Raw genomic sequence first — 16,041 nt, forward strand, 5'->3', positions numbered from 1 at the left:
CGTGAGCACGACGACCTCGTCCGAGCTGCCTGCCCTGCGGGAGCCGGGGGTCGGTGGCGGCCTGCTGGACGTCCTGCGGTGGCGCTTCCTGCTGCGGCTGCTCGTCCGCAAGGAGCTCCGGGTCCGCTACCGCGGCTCGGTCCTGGGACTGCTGTGGAGCTACGTCAAGCCCGGCATGCAGTTCCTCGTGTTCTACATCGCCATGGGCGTGTTCTTCGAGCTCAACAAGGGGACCCAGGCGTATGCCGTGTACCTCTTCTCGGGGATCGTGGCCATCAACTTCTTCAACGAGATCTTCGGCAACGCCACCCGGTCCGTCGTGCTGAACGCCGACCTGGTGAAGAAGATCTACCTGCCGCGCGAGCTCTTCCCGGTGTCCATGATCTGGGTCGCCTGCGTCCACCTGCTGCCGCAGGTCGTCATCCTCATGGGCGGGGCGATGCTGTTCGGGTGGCACCCCGGACCGCTCAACCTTCTTGCAGGGCTGGTCGCCCTGGTCATCGTGGCCCTGCTGGCCCTGGGCCTGGGCCTGCTGTTCAGCGCCGTCAACGTGCTGTTCCGCGACGCCGAGAACATCGTCGACCTGTTCCTGATGGTGGCGACCTGGGCCTCTCCGGTGCTCTACACGTGGGACCGCGTCGAGAGCAACGTCCCGCACTGGGTGTGGCTGCTCTACCAGTGCAACCCGCTCACGGCCGCGGTCGAGCTGATGCACTACTGCTTCTGGTACCCCGCCACGAACGAGTCGACGGCCCTTCCCCCCAACCTGCCCCTGTGGAGCCTCCTCGCGGTGGCGGTCAGCGGTGTCGCGATCGGCATCGGGCAGCTCGTCTTCTCGCGGCTCCAGGGCCGCTTCGCCCAGGAGCTCTGAGCATGGTCAACACCGTCGAGGTCCGTCACGTCTCGAAGCGGTTCACCCTGAGGCACACGCGCTCCCTCAAGGAGATGCTGGTCTGGATGTCCCGGGGACGTGACCTGTCGGACACCTTCCTCGCACTGGACGACGTCGCGCTGGACGTCGCCCAGGGTGAGGCCATCGGCCTGCTCGGGTTCAACGGCTCCGGCAAGTCCACCCTGCTCAAGCTCATCTCGGGCGTCATGCGGCCCGACGCCGGGTCCATCGGCGTGCGGGGCCGGGTCGCCGGCCTGATCGAGGTGGGAGCCGGCTTCCACCCCGACCTGACCGGCCGGGAGAACATCTACCTCAACGGCGCCACCCTGGGCATGAGCCGCCAGCAGATCGATCGCCTGTTCGACTCCATCGTCGACTTCAGCGGGATCTCGCGGTTCCTGGACTCCGAGGTGAAGTTCTACTCCTCGGGCATGTTCTTCCGTCTGGCCTTCGCCGTCGCGGTGCACACCGAGCCCGACGTCTTCCTCGTCGACGAGATCCTCGCCGTAGGCGACGAGCCCTTCCAGCGCATGGCGGTGGAGCGGATCAAGCAGCTCCGGAGCGAGGGCAGGACGCTGATCATGGTCAGCCACGACCTTGATCTCGTCGACCGCATCTGCGACCGGGGCATCGTGCTACGAGAGGGGCGGCTGGAGAAGGACACTGACATCTCCACCGCCATCGACTTCCTTCGTCAATCTGATCGGACCTGAGCGTTGCTGTCCCCCTGGCTGTCCTTCCTCGTCCCCGCGTTCATCGCGGCGGTGCTGCTCATCCTCCCGGGGCTGGTCGTCAACCTGTGCCTCGGCGCCACCGGCTTCGACGTGCTCGGCCTGGCGCCCCTCAGCTCCCTCGGGGTCCTGGCGATCGGAACCCTTCTCGTGCCGACGGTCCAGTCCCGGTGGGGGCTGGGCGCCGTGGCCCTGGCCACCGTGGCGGTGGCGGTCCTGGCCATCGTGGGTCGGCTTGCGGTGATCTGGCTGAGCACTCGACAGCGACCGATCTGGAGCGTGGTCCGGGACCAGGAGCGGGCACAGTCCCGGTGGTGGAAGCTACGCCGCCGGACGCTGTGGTGGTTCGCCGCCGCAGCCTTCGCGGCCGCGCTGGTCGGCGCGAACTTCGTGCTGGGGGTGCGTGATCCCGGCCTGCCGTCACAGACGGTCGACGCGGGCTTCCACTACAACGCCGCGCTGTCGGTCATCTGGTCAGGCCTGCCCGACGGCGGGCACGTGGGCGCGGCCTCCGGTGCCGCGGTCACCGCGTGGTACCCGCCGTTGTGGCACGACCTGACCGCCCTGGTGAGCCAGACCGCCGGGGTCAACGTCGCCGTCGGCGCCAACGCGGTGGGCTGGGCCATCGGGGGAGTCGTCTGGCCGCTGTCCATGGTGTGGCTCTGCTCTCGCATCCTGCCCCACGCCCGCGTGATCACGACGCTGGCGATCGGTCTGTGCTGCGGGGCCATCGGCCTGTTCCCGTACCTGCTGCTCAGCTTCGGGGTCCTGTGGCCAAACGTCCTCAGCCTCGCCGCCATGCCGGCGGCGATCGCCCTGGGGCTGATGATCCTGCGGCTGATGCCGCGACGTCCGCAGGCGGACGACGACATCTTCCCCTCCGGCCGCAGCGCCGACGGGGCGACGCTCGACGCCGCCGAGCTCGCGGCAGTGGGTCGCAAGGACCCGGTCGGTCCCGAGCTGAGCTGGTGGACCATCGTCTACGTCCTGTTCATCGGCTCGATCGGCCTGTTCTTCGCCCATCCGGGGGCGGTGTTCGCCCTCGGCATCTGGGCGGGGATCGGCGCCATCATGCTCTCCGTCCGGCTGGTCCAGTGGGCCCGCCGCCAGGGCCGGCGTCAGCTGCGCCGCTCCCTCCTGGGGCTTGCCGGCGGCTGGGCCGTCGCGCTGGGGCTGTGGTTCGCCATGGACCTGGTCCCGGCGCTGAAGTCGGTGCGCGACTTCAACTGGCCCGAGTTCGAGACCATGAACCAGGCCATGGGCGAGGCGGTCACGCTGTCGACCAACATCACCCACGCCCACTGGGCGTTCGGGGTGGCGGCGATCTGGGGCTTCCTGCGGCTGATGAAGCTGCCGCGCCTGCGCTGGCTCGTGTTCAGCCACGCCTTCCTCCTCTTCCTCTACATGCTCGACGCCGGCTCCGGCTCGTGGTTGTCCAGGCAGCTGACCGGCTTCTGGTACAACGACCCCCAGCGCGTGGCGGCACTCATCCCGCTGACCGCCGTGCCACTCGCCGCCGTCGGCATCACTGCCGCCGCCGACACCCTGGGCCGGTTCATCGGCCGGATGTCGGCCGAGGTCTGGGGCCGGGTCCTGTCGCCACGCCGCGCCCTGGGCGCAGCCTGCGTGCTCATGGCTGTGGTTCCTGCCGTCATCTACCCGAACCAGGGGATCGGCGAGGGGGCCGGGATCCTCCAGGACCGCTATACCAACCTGCACGGGTTCAACCACCTGGTGACCGCGGACGAGCAGGAGATGTTCACCAAGCTCGGCAAGCAGATCCCGGCGGGCACCACGGTCCTGGGCAGCCCGTTCACCGGGGCGCAGTTCTCCAGCATCTGGTCCGGCCACCCGGTCGTGATCCCGCACATCACGAGCAACCCCAAGCCGGACGTGGCCCTCGTCCAACGCCAGTTCAAGGAGTTCACGACGAACCCCGAGGTCTGCGCCGCCGTCAAGCGGCTCAAGATCGGCGCAGTGGTCGAGGACTACGACACCTTCTGGCCCACCGACTCCCGGCAGAAGAACTACCTCGGTCTGGTCGACCTGGTCGGCACACCGGGGCTGACCCCGATCGGGTACGGCGAGAGCAGCGTGGCCTACCGCGTCGGCGACTGCCACGCCTGAGCCACGACGAAGGGGCCCGGGAGGACTTCTCCTCCCGGGCCCCTTCGGCGTGCTGACCTGCGGAAGGCCTAGATGATGTCCCAGGTCAGCGCCGTGCCGCGGGCGACGTCCTCGGCGAAGGTGCGACCGAGGACCAGCTCGATCTGCTCGGTGGGCAGGCCGCCGGACGGGCGGATGGAGCGGACGTTCTCCCGGGTGACCTTGTCGCCGGCGCGGACGTCCTCCACCACGTAGAGCGAGCGTCGCAGCCGCAGGACCTCGCGCTCGGAGTCCGTCGGGCCGACCTTGGCCGGGCTCGTCGACGCGAGCCGGGCAGCCTCCACCTCGCGGGTCAGGAGGGTGAGCTCGTCCGGGTTGAGCGAGAACTCCGAGTCCACACCGCCGTCGGCGCGGTCGAGGGTGACGTGCTTCTCGATGGCCACGGCACCAAGAGCCACGGCGGCGACCGAGACGCCGATGCCACGGGTGTGGTCGGACAGCCCCACGGGCACGCCGAAGGCCTGCTCGAACATCGAGATGTTCGCCAGGTGCGCCTCCTCCGGCGCCGCGGGGTACGACGCCGTGCAGGCCAGGAGGATGAGCTCCCGGCAACCGCCGTCCCTGGCGGCGCTGACCGCGGCGTCGATCTCGCGCAGGGTGGCCATCCCGGTCGACATGATGATCGGCTTGCCGGTGCTGGCGATCTCACGGATCAGCGGGAGGTCGACGATCTCCGCCGACGCGGTCTTGTAGACCTCGACGCCGAGGTCCTCGAGGAACTCGATGGCGGTGGGGTCGAAGGGGCTGGAGAAGGGGAGCAGGCCCTTCTCGCGGGCGCGGTCGAAGATCGGCTTGTGCCATTCCCAGGGGGTGTGGGCCTCCTGGTAGAGCTGGTAGAGGTTGCGCCCGCCCCACAGGCCGTGGCCGTCCGTGATGCGGAAGGCCGGCTTGTCGACGTCGATCGTGATCGTGTCGGGGGTGTAGGTCTGGATCTTCAGGGCCTGAGCGCCCGAGTCGGCCACGGCGTCGACGATGGCCAGGGCGCGGTCGAGGTCCCCGTTGTGGTTGCCCGACATCTCGGCGATGACGAACGCAGGCTGGTCTCGGCTGACGACATGCTCACCAATGGTGACGCTGGGGTAGTGACTCACGCGCAAAGCCTACGCGCCGGGGCCGGGCCGGGGCCGGGCGACGTCCGGGTTGCGAGCGGGTAACGAATTGTGGGGCGGAAGTGAAGAAAACTCCCAATTGACCACATCGGTGCACTGTCGTGAGGCATGGTGTCAACGGTTCGGATGAGACGACAGTCACGACTGTGGGGAATTGACATGGTGTCGAAGGCAGGGGCAGATGGAGCGCGGGCTGGGCGGGACGCGAGCCGGAGGCCCAGACACCGGCACGCGTTGCGGGTCGCCACGCTCTCGCTGGCTCTGGCCGGGGTCCCTCTGGTCAGCGGCCTGCCGCAGCTCAGCACGGCGTCCACGCCACACCCGGTGGCGCCCTCCCGGCACGCGGTGAGCTTCCCGTCCGTCGCCGCACCCCGGGCCCAGGCCCGCACGGTTGGTCCGGCTCCGCAGGCGGCCTCCCCGGCCCCGGTCACCTCGACCGAGGTCACGGCTCCGGCACAGGACGTCCCCGGGGGCGTTGCGGTCGTCGGCGTCACGTGGCCCGACAGCAGCTCGGTCTCGGCCACGGACCAGTTCCAGATCCGGACGCTGACCGACAAGGGCTGGGGCGGGTGGGAACAGCTCGACCGGGACTCCTCGCACGGGCCGGACGGCGCCGAGGCGAAGGCCGCGGCGGCCGCCGCCGAGCATGGGACGCAGCCCTACGTGGTGGCCGGCGCCACGAAGTTCGAGGTCCGTGCGGTGTTCCCCGACGGCTCGGAGCCCACCTCTGCCAGCGTGCAGGTGGTGGACCCGGGGACCTCGACCGCTGATGCCACGGTCGCGACATCCCAGCCGGGAGCGGCCGCAGCAGCCGGCGCCCGGCCGACGATCTACACGCGGGCCCAGTGGGGGGCGGACGAGTCGCTGCGCCGGGCCGCGCCCGACTACGGCCAGGTCCAGGTGGCCTACGTCCACCACACCGACAGCTCCAACAACTACACCGCCGCGCAGGTGCCCGCGATCATCCGCGGCATCTACGCCTACCACGTGCAGGGCGAGGGCTGGAACGACATCGGCTACAACTTCCTCGTGGACCGGTTCGGCCGGATCTGGGAGGGCCGCTACGGCGGCGTCGACCGCCCGGTGGTCGGTGCGCACACGCTCAACTACAACTCGTGGTCCACCGGCGCCTCGGGCATCGGCAACTTCGTGTCGACAGCCCCGCCGCAGGCGATGGTCGATGCGTTCAAGCGGCTCTTCGCCTGGAAGCTGGGCATCTCCGGCATCCCGGCCACCGGGACGGTCTTTGCCCGCGACAAGTGGTTCAACCGCATCTCCGGACACCGCGACGCCTTCCAGACGACCTGCCCGGGTCAGCTGCTCTACAACCGGCTGTCGGAGATCCGGTCCGGCACGGCGGCGCTCGAGGGCTACCTGGCGCCTGCCACGACGGGCCGTGACTGGGACCGGAACGGGTCGGCAGAGCTGCTCAGCTACCCCGGGACCACCTCACCGGATGTGGTGAGCGGCCCGGTTAGTGTCCTGTGGTCCGCGCCTCGCCAGCCCGTGGAGAACGGCGTGGCCATCGGCTCGGGCTGGAACGCCCTGCGCAACGCCACGCTCACCCCGGACCTCACCGGGGACGGCAAGCCCGACATCGTCGCCCAGGACCCGCGCAACAACCTGCTGCGCGTCTACAGCGGGGACGGCACGGGCGGTTTCGCGGGCGTGGCCTACCGGGGCAAGGGCTGGAACGCCATCACCCGGATCGTCGCCGCCGGCGACCGGGACGGTGACGGGCACAACGACCTGCTCGCCACCAACACCAATGGCGACCTCATCCTCTATCGCGGCGATGGTGCCGGGTGGGTCGTGGGCGGCCAGGTCATCGGCCGGGGGTGGAACTCCATCGGCTCGATCACCAGCGCAGGGGACCTCAACGGCGACCACATCCCCGACCTCCTGGCCACGCGCAAGTCGGACGGGGCCCAGCTCATGTACGCGGGCCGGTCCGACGGCACCACCGCCAACGGCGTGGTGTGGGGCACCGGCTGGGGCTCGCTGTCCCCGGTGATCGGCGGGGCCGACCTCGACAAGGACGGGCAACCGGACCTGTTCGCACGCGAGCCCGGGGGGGTGATGCGCACGTACTACGCGGACGGGAGTGGCCGGTCCGTTCGCATGAACCGCTGGGGCGCCGGCTGGAACGGCCTCAACCAGATGTCCACCGGCGTGGACTGGGACGGCGACGGCAACGCCGACATCGTCGCGAACGCCTCCGGCACCGCTGGTGGGCAGCTGCGCCTGTATGCCGGTCGCGGCACCCGGGACTTCATGAAGGCCACCGCGAGCGTTCCCTCGATCCCCGGCGCTGACCTCGTCCGGATGGTCGGCGACGTCAACGGTGACGGCTACCCCGACGCCATCGCGCGGGTGGGCACCGACGACACGCTCGACCTGATGCTGGGGCAGTCCAACGGCACGTTCGGCGCTCCTCGCGTCATCGGCAACGGCTGGGAGGCGTTCGACCTGGTCGAGCCGGCGGCCGACCTGGACTATGACGGTGTCCCGGACCTGCTCGCGCGGGATGCCTCGGGGAACCTGCTGCTCTACCCCTTCCACCGCGACGGCAGCTTCGGCCCTCGAGTCACCCTCGGTGTCGGCTGGCAGGGGATGGCGAGCGTCGTGGGCGTCGGGGCGTTCAACAACGACGCCAACGGCGACGTGGTCGCCCTGCGCGCCAGTGACCATGCCCTGGTCCTCTACCGGGGCGACGGCGCGACGGCGCTCCAGGACTCGTTCGTCATGGCCACCGGCCAGGACGACCTGGTGCAGCTGGTCGGTGTCTCGGACTACAACGGCGACGGTGCCGCGGACCTCATCGCCCGCAGCGCCAACGGTGATCTCTGGCTCTACACCGGCAACGGCGCCGGCGGCCTCAACCCCGGGCGTCAGCCCCTGCACGGTGGCGAAGGAGCCGGGCATGTCATTGGCTAACAGCACCAAGAGGCCCGGAGTCCGGCGGAGCCGGCTCGTCGGCGCCGCTGTCGTCGGCGCGGCGCTCGCACTGGGCTCCCTGGTCACGGCCGGGTCGGCCCGGGCCTCCGAGGTCTACCCGCGGCCCTACACGGGTGTCATCACGGTGGCCGGTCACGGCTGGGGCCACGGCCACGGGATGTCGCAGTACGGCGCCTTCGGCGCGGCGCAGCAGGGCCTGACCTGGCAGCAGATCATCGGCTTCTACTACAACAACGCGCCGGTCATCTCGATCGGCAACCCCACGATCCGGGTCCAGCTGAGCGCGCCGGCGACCGCGACCACCACGGTGACTGCCGACAGCAGCCTGGCTGCCTCGTTCGGGTCGGGCCACACCGGCACGATGTCCCTGGTCACCAAGGAGGGCAACGGCAACACCATCGCTGCCTATCGCGTGGCCAACCTGGGCAACGGCACGGCGGCCCTCCAGTACGTCCTCAGCGACTGGAAGACCTGGAAGACCTGGAAGACCGATCCCGCCCAGATCAACATCAGCTCCAGCGCGGGGGCCCTCACGACCACCTCGAGCGGGGTCTACCGGGGCGAGCTGAGGGGGATCGTCTCGGGGTCCTCGTCGTTGACCTCGGTGCTGGCGCTGTCCATGGACAACTACCTGCGCCGCGTCGTCCCGAGCGAGTCGTCGGCGTCCTGGCCGTTGGCGGCGCTGCAGGCCCAGGCCGTCGCGGCCCGGAGCTATGCCGGCTACTACCTGGACAACCCGCGGAGCGCGTCCTACGACATCTGCGGCACGGATTACTGCCAGGTGTTCGGCGCGGCCAAGGAGTACCCGTCCACCGACCAGGCCGTGGCGGACACCAGCGGCCAGGTGATCTCCGACGGAGGCAAGGCTGCCTTCGCCGAGTTCAGCTCGTCCAACGGCGGATGGGCTGTCGCCGTCGCCGGCAAGTCCTACCTGGTGGCGCACCCCGACCCCTACGACGGTGCTGCCCTCACGTCCTCTGGTGCGCGCGCCAACCCCAACATCGCGTGGACCGCGAGCGTCCCGGTGTCCAGCGTGGAGGCCGCCGTGAATGCATGGCTGAGCAAGCGCAACAAGCCGTCGATCGGCTCCTACGTCTCGCTCACGGTCACGTCCCGCGACGGCAACGGCGACTGGGGTGGGCGCATCACGCAGGCGGTCATCCAGGGCAGCAAGGGCTCGGCGGCGGTCCCCGGCGACACCTTGCGCGGCCTGCTCGGCCTGAAGTCCGAGTGGTTCGTCCCCACCAACCCGCCCAACCCGCGTTCCGCACCGTCGTACCCGCGTGACTTCACCGGCGACTACAAGGCCGACGTCCTGGCCGCGGTGGGCACCACGGGCGAGCTCCGGCTGTATGCCGGTAACGGCGCCGGAGGGTGGCAGCCCACCCAGGTCATCGACTCCGCCGGCTGGAACACGTTCGCCAAGGTGTTCACGGCGGGCACCTGGGACGCAGACGCGATCTCGGACGTCATGGCCCAGAAGGCCGACGGCACGCTCTGGCTCTACCCCGGCACCACCAGCGGCGCCCTCGGTGCGCCGCGCCAGATCGGCACCGGCTGGACCATGCACAACCTCGTGTTCCCGGTGGGGGACTTCAATGGCGACGGCATGACCGACCTGCTGGCTCGCCGGGCCAGTGACGGCGCCCTGATGCTCTACACCGGCGACTCCCAGGGCGGCTTCACCGGCAGCCGCCAGGTCGGCGCAGGCTGGAACGTCTTCTCGACGGTGTTCGGCCCCGGCGACCTCACCGGTGACGGCAAGGCGGACGTGCTCGCCCGGGCCAAGGACGGCACCCTCTACCTCTACCCCGGCAACGGGTCGGGTGGCTGGCTGCCGCGACGTGTCGTCGGGCACGGGTGGAACGCCTTCTCGTCCATCATCGGGCCGGGGGACTTCAGCGGTGACGGCAGGAACGACGTGCTGGCCCGCACCTGGGACGGGAGCCTCTACCTGTATCCCGGCACCGGCTCGGGTGGTTGGGGCGCGCGTCGGCTGGTGGGCAGTGGGTGGCAGATCTTCTCCACGATCCTGCCCTGACCCTCACCGGGCCAGGTGGTAGATGCTGACGACGCCGCCGGCGTAGACCTGTGTCGCGAGCTCGGCGAGGCGCGGGGACACCGGCCCGGCGGCCGTCGAGGCGACGAGCCAGCCGACGCCCTTGTCCCGGAGGGCCGCGAGGAGGGCAGAGCTCGGGTGCGTGAAGGTGCGGTCGTTGAGGGCCAGCAGGCGCTGGTCCGGGAACGGCGCGCCCAGCGCACCGACATAGGCCCAGCCGTCGACGAGGGTGCGCCGCTGCCCGAGACCGGAGACCCACCAGGCCTTTGCGGCGCAGAACGGCCCGTGCGCACCGACGCAGTGGTCGTTGGTGGCCATCACGTCACCCTGGGGCACGTGGTGGGAGATCCAGAGGGCGGCGCGGGTCTGGTCCCGGGTGACCTGGCCTGCCTCGTGGGTTGCCGCCGCAAGCCGGGCCGGCCCGGGGCCGGGTTCGCCGGGCAGCTGGGCCGGCAGCGCGGCCACCAGCAGACCCGTCACGAGCCCCAGCGCCATGGGGGCGGCGAGGGTCGGACCCGACCGGCGGCGCAGCCGCGTGGCGAGCCAGACGAGGCACGGAACGGCAGCCAGGCCCACCAGCACCCACAACGGACGCCACAGGGCTGCGACCACCTGGGCCTGGCCTGAAGGGGCCGTCCGGGGCGGCAGCACCAGGAGGCCGACGGCGGAGACCGCCGCGCCGGCCGCCACCGCGGAGACCGCGGTCACCCTGGCACGCCGGCTGCGGCCTCGGGTCACCTCGACCAGTCCCCAGGCGCCGAGGACCGCCCCGAAGGGGGTGGTGCCCTCGACGAAGTAGTACTCGCTGTACCCGGGGTGGCTGATCCCCAGCAACGCGGCCAGGCCGGCCGCGCAGGCGCCGGCCAGCACCCACGCCATCAGGTCGGCGCGCAGTCGCCGCAGCAGGAGGGGGAGCACCAGCAGCACCGTCCGGAGCGACCGCACGAGCTCGACCCCCAGCAGGCCGAGGAAGAGCCACAGGCGCTCGGGGCCGTGGCCCAGGAGGCCGGGCAGCACGGGGGTGTGCAGGTCCGGGAGCCGTTGGACGAGCTCACGGTAGGCGGTCATCGATGACAGGTCGGAGAACAGCTGGAAACCCGAGCCGCCGAAGCTGCCCTGGACCGTGCCGCGGGCCACGGCCTCCACCGCCAGGAGCCAGGCGGCGGTCGCTCCGAGCGCGATGCGCCCCGAGCCGCGGCGCAGCACGGCAACGGCAAGGGCCAGCAGGACGCCCCCGAGGAGCACCGGGAGCGCTGAGGCCTTGGCCCCGGCGCACGCGAGGGCACTGACGGCCAGCACGGTCGCGGCACCGCGACGGCGCCGTCCGCCCAGCACGTCCGCGAGGGCGTGCACCAGGAGCACCGTGAGCGGCATGGAGTACAGCTGGGACGGCGACAGCGGCGAGAACGCGTCGATCCGGGCGGCGGCCCAGGGCCACCAGTCGAGGGTCATGCCCGGCGCGACCACCCAGGCCGACACCGCCGCCGCGGTGCTCGACCCGGTCACGCGCTTGGCCAGGGCCGCTGTCACCAGCACCGTCAGCGCCGCCACCGGCAGCACCCACAGGCGCAGCAGGAGGGTGGGCAGTGCCACGCCGGTGATGTCGTGGACCGCAGCCAGGTGGGCGTCGGCGAACCAGTGGTAGTGCAGCGTGCCCTGGCCGACGGCCTGGGGGGTGCCGAGGGGCACGGACCGGGTGGCCTCAGCCGCCAGCCCCAGGTGGTAGAGCAGGTCGGGGTAGTAGGGCCGCCCCGTGGGAGGCAGGTCGTAGACCGCGAGGTAGGTCCGGGCCAGGTGCCAGCAGACCAGCGCGATGGCGGCGGCGACCGACAGGGAGACCGGCCACGGCCACCACCCGGTCGGGCGGGTGAGCACGCGCCGGCGCGGTCCGCGGCCGGCCAGGCAGAGTCCCACTGCGACCAGCGGCCACCACCGGAGCAGCGCCGGAAGTCCCACGGCAGTGGCGCCGGCCCAGGCGAACAGCTCCAGGCAGAGCCCGGTGGCCGCGCCGAGGGCCAGGTCGGACGCCCACGAGTCCTGGGCTCCCCGAAGGGCCTTGTGCACGATGGTCCCCGGGACCACGACCGCGAAGGCGGCGTACGCGGCATACGCCAGGACGTCCCCGGAGGGGGTCGCGAAGTGGAGCATCGTGGCAACCCAGGCACCCAGGAGGGCGGCCGTCAGCAGCAGGGAGGACACGACCCTCGCGGTCCGGGCATCCTCCGTTGGTCTCCACATGGCCGCGCGCCGGGGGGACAGGCAATCCGAGCTCACACGCGCGGATGCTACGAGGCCACCCTGTGCGAGGTTCCCGGACGGGGTGCGGCCGGGAACCAGGCGTCGCGTGACGGCGTGGTGGGGGCGCGGGGCGCCCCCACCACGCCACTCAGTCCAGGTCGACGAGCAGGTCCGGCTCGGTCTTGTCCCGGACCTCGTCCTCGGTGACGCCGGGGGCGAGCTCACGCAGCACGAGGCCCTCGTCGGTCACGTCGATGACGGCCAGGTCGGTGATGATCCGCTGCACCACGGCCTTGCCGGTGTAGGGCAGGGAGCAGTCCTTGACGATCTTGTAGGAGCCGTCCTTGGCGACGTGCTCCATGAGGACGATCACCTTGCGGGCGCCGTGGACGAGGTCCATCGCGCCACCCATGCCCTTGACCATCTTGCCGGGGATCATCCAGTTGGCGATGTCGCCGCCGGCGGAGACCTGCATGGCCCCGAGGATGGCGGCGTCGACCTTGCCGCCGCGGATCATGCCGAAGCTCGTGGCCGAGTCGAAGAAGGACGCGCCCTTGCGCAGGGTGACCGTCTCCTTGCCGGCGTTGATGAGGTCGGGGTCCTCCTCGCCCTCGAACGGGTAGGCGCCCACGCCCAGGATGCCGTTCTCGGACTGCAGGACGATCTCGACGTCGTCGGGCACGTAGTTGGGGACGAGGGTAGGCAGGCCGATGCCGAGGTTGACGTAGTCGCCGTCGGCCAGCTCGAGGGCGGCGCGGGCGGCCATCTGCTCACGGGTCAGTGCCATGGGTCAGGACTCCTTCGACCGGACGGTGCGGCGCTCGATGCGCTTGTCGGCGGCCTGCTCGGGGGTGAGGGGGAGCACGCGCTGGACGAAGATGCCCGGCAGGTGCACCTGGTCGGCGTCGATCTCGCCCGGCTCGACGAGCTGCTCGACCTCGGCGATGGTGACCCGCCCGGCCATCGCGGCCAGGGGGTTGAAGTTGCGTGCCGACTCGTGGAAGACGAGGTTGCCGTGGCGGTCACCCTTCCAGGCCCGGACCAGGCCGAAGTCGGTGACGATGGCCTCCTCGAGCACGTAGGTGCGGGTCTGGCCACCGCCCATCGCGAACTCGCGGGTGTCCTTGGCGGGGGAGGCCTTGGCCACCGAGCCGTCCGGCGCGTAGCGCCAGGGCAGGCCGCCCTCGGCGACCTGGGTGCCCACGCCAGTGGCGGTGTAGAAGGCCGGGATGCCCGAGCCACCGGCGCGCAGCCGCTCGGCGAGGGTGCCTTGCGGGGTCAGCTCGACCTCGAGCTCCCCGGAGAGGAACTGCCGCTCGAACTCCTTGTTCTCCCCGACGTAGGAGGAGATCATCCGGCGGATCCGCTTGTCCTTCAGCAGGATCCCCAGGCCCCAGTCATCGACGCCGCAGTTGTTGGAGACGGCCTCGAGGTCGGTGACGCCCCGGTCGTGGATCTCCTTGATCAGGACCGTGGGGATGCCGCAGAGGCCGAAACCTCCGACGGACAGGGACGAGCCGTCGACGATCCCGTCGACGGCCTCGGCTGAAGTGGAGACGACTTTGTCCATGGCTGTGACCTTAGCCGCATCGTGGGGGTCATCTGCTGCTGGGCGGGCTGTCCGGGCAGTGGGGGCGGGGCGCGAGGCCGGGTAGGTTGTACGGCTGCAGGAGGGACCACGCAGGCCCGTGCTGACGAGAGCCAAGCCGTCGTGGGCCAGGACTGTCGAGACGACCTTGGAGTACACCACGTGAGCGCGCAGACCGTGCCGCCGAACGCCCCGGACCGCAGGCATTTCCTGCCTGAGGTGCAGGCACTGCGCGCCGTCGCTGTCGCGCTCGTCGTGCTCTTCCACCTCTGGCCCTCGGGGGTGTTCTCCGGCGGCTTCGTCGGCGTGGACGCCTTCTTCGTCATCTCCGGCTACCTCATCACCTCGCACCTGTTGCGGGAGCTCGACGCGACCGGCACCGTGCGCCTGGCTGCCTTCTACGCCCGGCGCGCTCGCCGGCTGCTCCCGGCTGCCGTGGTGGTCCTGCTCGCCTGCACTGGTGCGTCGGTGCTGCTCCTGCCGTCGGACCTGTGGTCCGGCACCGCGCAGGAGGTCGCGGCCAGCGGCTTCTACGTCCAGAACCTCTGGCTGGCGTCGAAGGCTGTGACGTACTCCGCGTCCAACGACGTGGCCTCGCCCGTCCAGCACTTCTGGTCTCTCTCCGCGGAGGAGCAGTTCTACCTGCTGTGGCCGAGCCTGATCCTGGCGTCCTGCTGGATCGGGCGGCGGTGGCTGCGCGGCCGGACGACGCGGACCGTCGGCGCCGCCCTGGTGCTCCTGACCATGGCGTCGTTCGCCTTCTCCTGCTGGGAGACCGCCGCCCACCCGGCCGCCGCCTACTTCATCACCCCCACCCGGGCGTGGGAGTTCGGTGTTGGCGCACTCCTCGTGCTGGTGCTGCGCCGAGCGGTCCTGCCCATGGGCCTGCGGGTCGCGTTGCGCTGGGGTGGGATCGCCGCGGTGTTCTTCTGCGCGGTCACCTACTCGCAGGCCACGCCGTTCCCCGGTTGGAGGGCGGCACTGCCCGTGCTGGCCACCGCGGCCGTCATCACGGCCGGGGACACCGGACGCCGCGACCCGCTCGGCCGGGCCTTCGGGCTGCGCCCGGTGCAGTGGCTCGGTGACGTGTCCTACTCGGTGTACCTGTGGCACTGGCCGCTGATCGTCTTCTGGCCCTACGTCGCGGGGCACGACCTCACGCTCATCGACCGCCTGTTGCTGATCGCGGTGTGCCTGGTGATCTCGGCGTTCAGCAAGCGCTACGTCGAGGACCTCACTCGCCTCTGGCCGCGCCTGCGGCACAGCCCGCGCCGGACCCTCGCCGCAGCCCTCGGCGTCATGCTGGCCATCGGGGCGGCGACGGCGGGGCAGGCCTACGCCGCCAACGTGCAGGAGAACGCCGCCATCGCCAACCTCGCTGACTCGCGGAGCAACCCGTGCTTCGGGGCGCGAGCTCTGGCCCACCGGGACCGATGCCCCGACGCGTTCACGGCTGCTCCGCTGACGCCCGTGTCCAAGGCCGATGCCCCCTGGGCGCCCGTGAAGGGCTGTGCAGGACTCCCGCAGGTGCCCGGCGCCCTGTCCTGCTACTGGGGCAAGGGGCGTCCCTCCCGGGTCGTGGCCCTGGTGGGCGACTCGCACGCCGAGCACTGGCGGGCGGCGCTCCACCTGATTGCCAGGGAGAAGAACTGGCGGGTCGTGGAGATGTTCGCCGGCGGATGCCCCGCCACCTACGCCCACAGCGTCGAGTTCGAGCGTCGGTCGCGGGACGGCAACGTGTGCAGCGACTGGACCCGCAGGACCACGCAGCAGCTGCGGGCACTGGCCCCGGACGAGATCGTCACGTCGGCCTACGTCAAGCCCAACAAGTTCTCGCCCCCCGGCTCCGGGCCTGCCGGTTTCGAGGCCGTGTGGCGTGAGTGGCGCCAGTTCAGCCAGGTTGCTGTGGTCCGTGACATCCCGGGGACGAACGGCCGGAACGGCCCGCAGTGCCTGGCCGTGCACGCGGGGGACCCGCTGGCCTGCTCGAGCCCACGACGCGTGGTGCTCGAGGACGACGACATGATGCGCGCCGCCCGGGCCATGCGCTCCGATGGCATCCGGGTCGTGGACCTGAGCGACAAGTTCTGCGACCCCCGGACGTGCTATGCGGTGGTGGGCAAGGCTCCCGTCTACTACGACTACGACCACATGACGAACCAGTTCAGCGCGAGCCTCGCGCCCTTCCTGGCGGCCGGCCTGACCTGACGCCACGGCCGGCCCAGCACCGGGCCATGTCTCCACATCAAGTTTCAGCGTTGTAATTCGGCCAAACCGCTTGTGAGCGCTGTGACGGATGG

General features: G+C 70.9%; 10 protein-coding genes. 6 read left to right on the forward strand and 4 right to left on the reverse strand.

Going from position 1 to position 16,041, the window contains the following annotated elements; translation table 11 throughout:
* The first annotated feature begins 1 nt into the window (after position 1).
* The 3 genes from FB474_RS03510 to FB474_RS03520 are packed head-to-tail and all read left to right on the forward strand — an operon-like array spanning position 2 to position 3,750.
* The gene (locus tag FB474_RS03510; RefSeq protein ID WP_425465298.1) at positions 2 to 871 is read left to right on the forward strand and encodes an ABC transporter permease; all 870 of its coding nucleotides are present in this window, start codon (positions 2 to 4) and stop codon (positions 869 to 871) included.
* 2 nt (positions 872 to 873) lie between these two features.
* Positions 874 to 1,605: an ABC transporter ATP-binding protein gene (locus FB474_RS03515; protein ID WP_141787392.1), complete on the forward strand. Its 732-nt coding sequence runs from the start codon at positions 874 to 876 to the stop codon at positions 1,603 to 1,605.
* Between the two features lie 3 nt (positions 1,606 to 1,608).
* On the forward strand, positions 1,609 to 3,750 hold the full coding sequence (locus FB474_RS03520) for a DUF6541 family protein (RefSeq protein ID WP_141787393.1): 2,142 nt from the start codon (positions 1,609 to 1,611) through the stop codon (positions 3,748 to 3,750).
* A gap of 68 nt (positions 3,751 to 3,818) precedes the next feature.
* On the opposite strand, the gene pseI is transcribed toward FB474_RS03520, so the two are convergent.
* Positions 3,819 to 4,880, reverse strand: coding sequence for a pseudaminic acid synthase (pseI, locus tag FB474_RS03525; RefSeq protein ID WP_246092028.1), 1,062 nt, complete (start codon positions 4,878 to 4,880; stop codon positions 3,819 to 3,821).
* 252 nt (positions 4,881 to 5,132) lie between these two features.
* Between pseI and FB474_RS03530 the strand changes: the two genes are divergently transcribed.
* Complete coding sequence (locus FB474_RS03530) at positions 5,133 to 7,835, forward strand: FG-GAP-like repeat-containing protein (RefSeq protein ID WP_141787394.1); 2,703 nt, start codon at positions 5,133 to 5,135, stop codon at positions 7,833 to 7,835.
* Positions 7,822 to 9,897 carry a SpoIID/LytB domain-containing protein gene (locus FB474_RS03535; RefSeq protein WP_185746018.1) on the forward strand — a complete coding sequence of 692 codons (2,076 nt, stop codon included), beginning with the start codon at positions 7,822 to 7,824 and terminating at the stop codon, positions 9,895 to 9,897. Before FB474_RS03530 ends, FB474_RS03535 begins: the two co-directional genes overlap by 14 nt.
* 3 nt (positions 9,898 to 9,900) lie before the next feature.
* On the opposite strand, the gene FB474_RS03540 is transcribed toward FB474_RS03535, so the two are convergent.
* The 3 genes from FB474_RS03540 to FB474_RS03550 form a co-directional block, all read right to left on the reverse strand.
* Positions 9,901 to 12,114 (reverse strand): hypothetical protein, encoded by a 2,214-nt coding sequence (locus tag FB474_RS03540; protein WP_141787396.1) that lies wholly within the window; start codon positions 12,112 to 12,114, stop codon positions 9,901 to 9,903.
* Between the two features lie 187 nt (positions 12,115 to 12,301).
* A complete protein-coding gene (locus FB474_RS03545) occupies positions 12,302 to 12,940 on the reverse strand; it encodes a CoA transferase subunit B (protein ID WP_141787397.1) in 639 nt (212 codons plus the stop codon).
* A 3-nt stretch (positions 12,941 to 12,943) separates the two neighbouring features.
* A complete protein-coding gene (locus FB474_RS03550; protein WP_141787398.1) occupies positions 12,944 to 13,723 on the reverse strand; it encodes a CoA transferase subunit A in 780 nt (259 codons plus the stop codon).
* Between the two features lie 180 nt (positions 13,724 to 13,903).
* On the opposite strand from FB474_RS03550, the gene FB474_RS03555 reads away from it, so the two are divergent.
* Positions 13,904 to 15,949, forward strand: coding sequence for an acyltransferase family protein (locus FB474_RS03555; RefSeq protein WP_185746019.1), 2,046 nt, complete (start codon positions 13,904 to 13,906; stop codon positions 15,947 to 15,949).
* Positions 15,950 to 16,041: the final 92 nt, after the last annotated feature.

Source organism: Oryzihumus leptocrescens (assembly GCF_006716205.1).
GTDB lineage: Bacteria > Actinomycetota > Actinomycetes > Actinomycetales > Dermatophilaceae > Oryzihumus > Oryzihumus leptocrescens.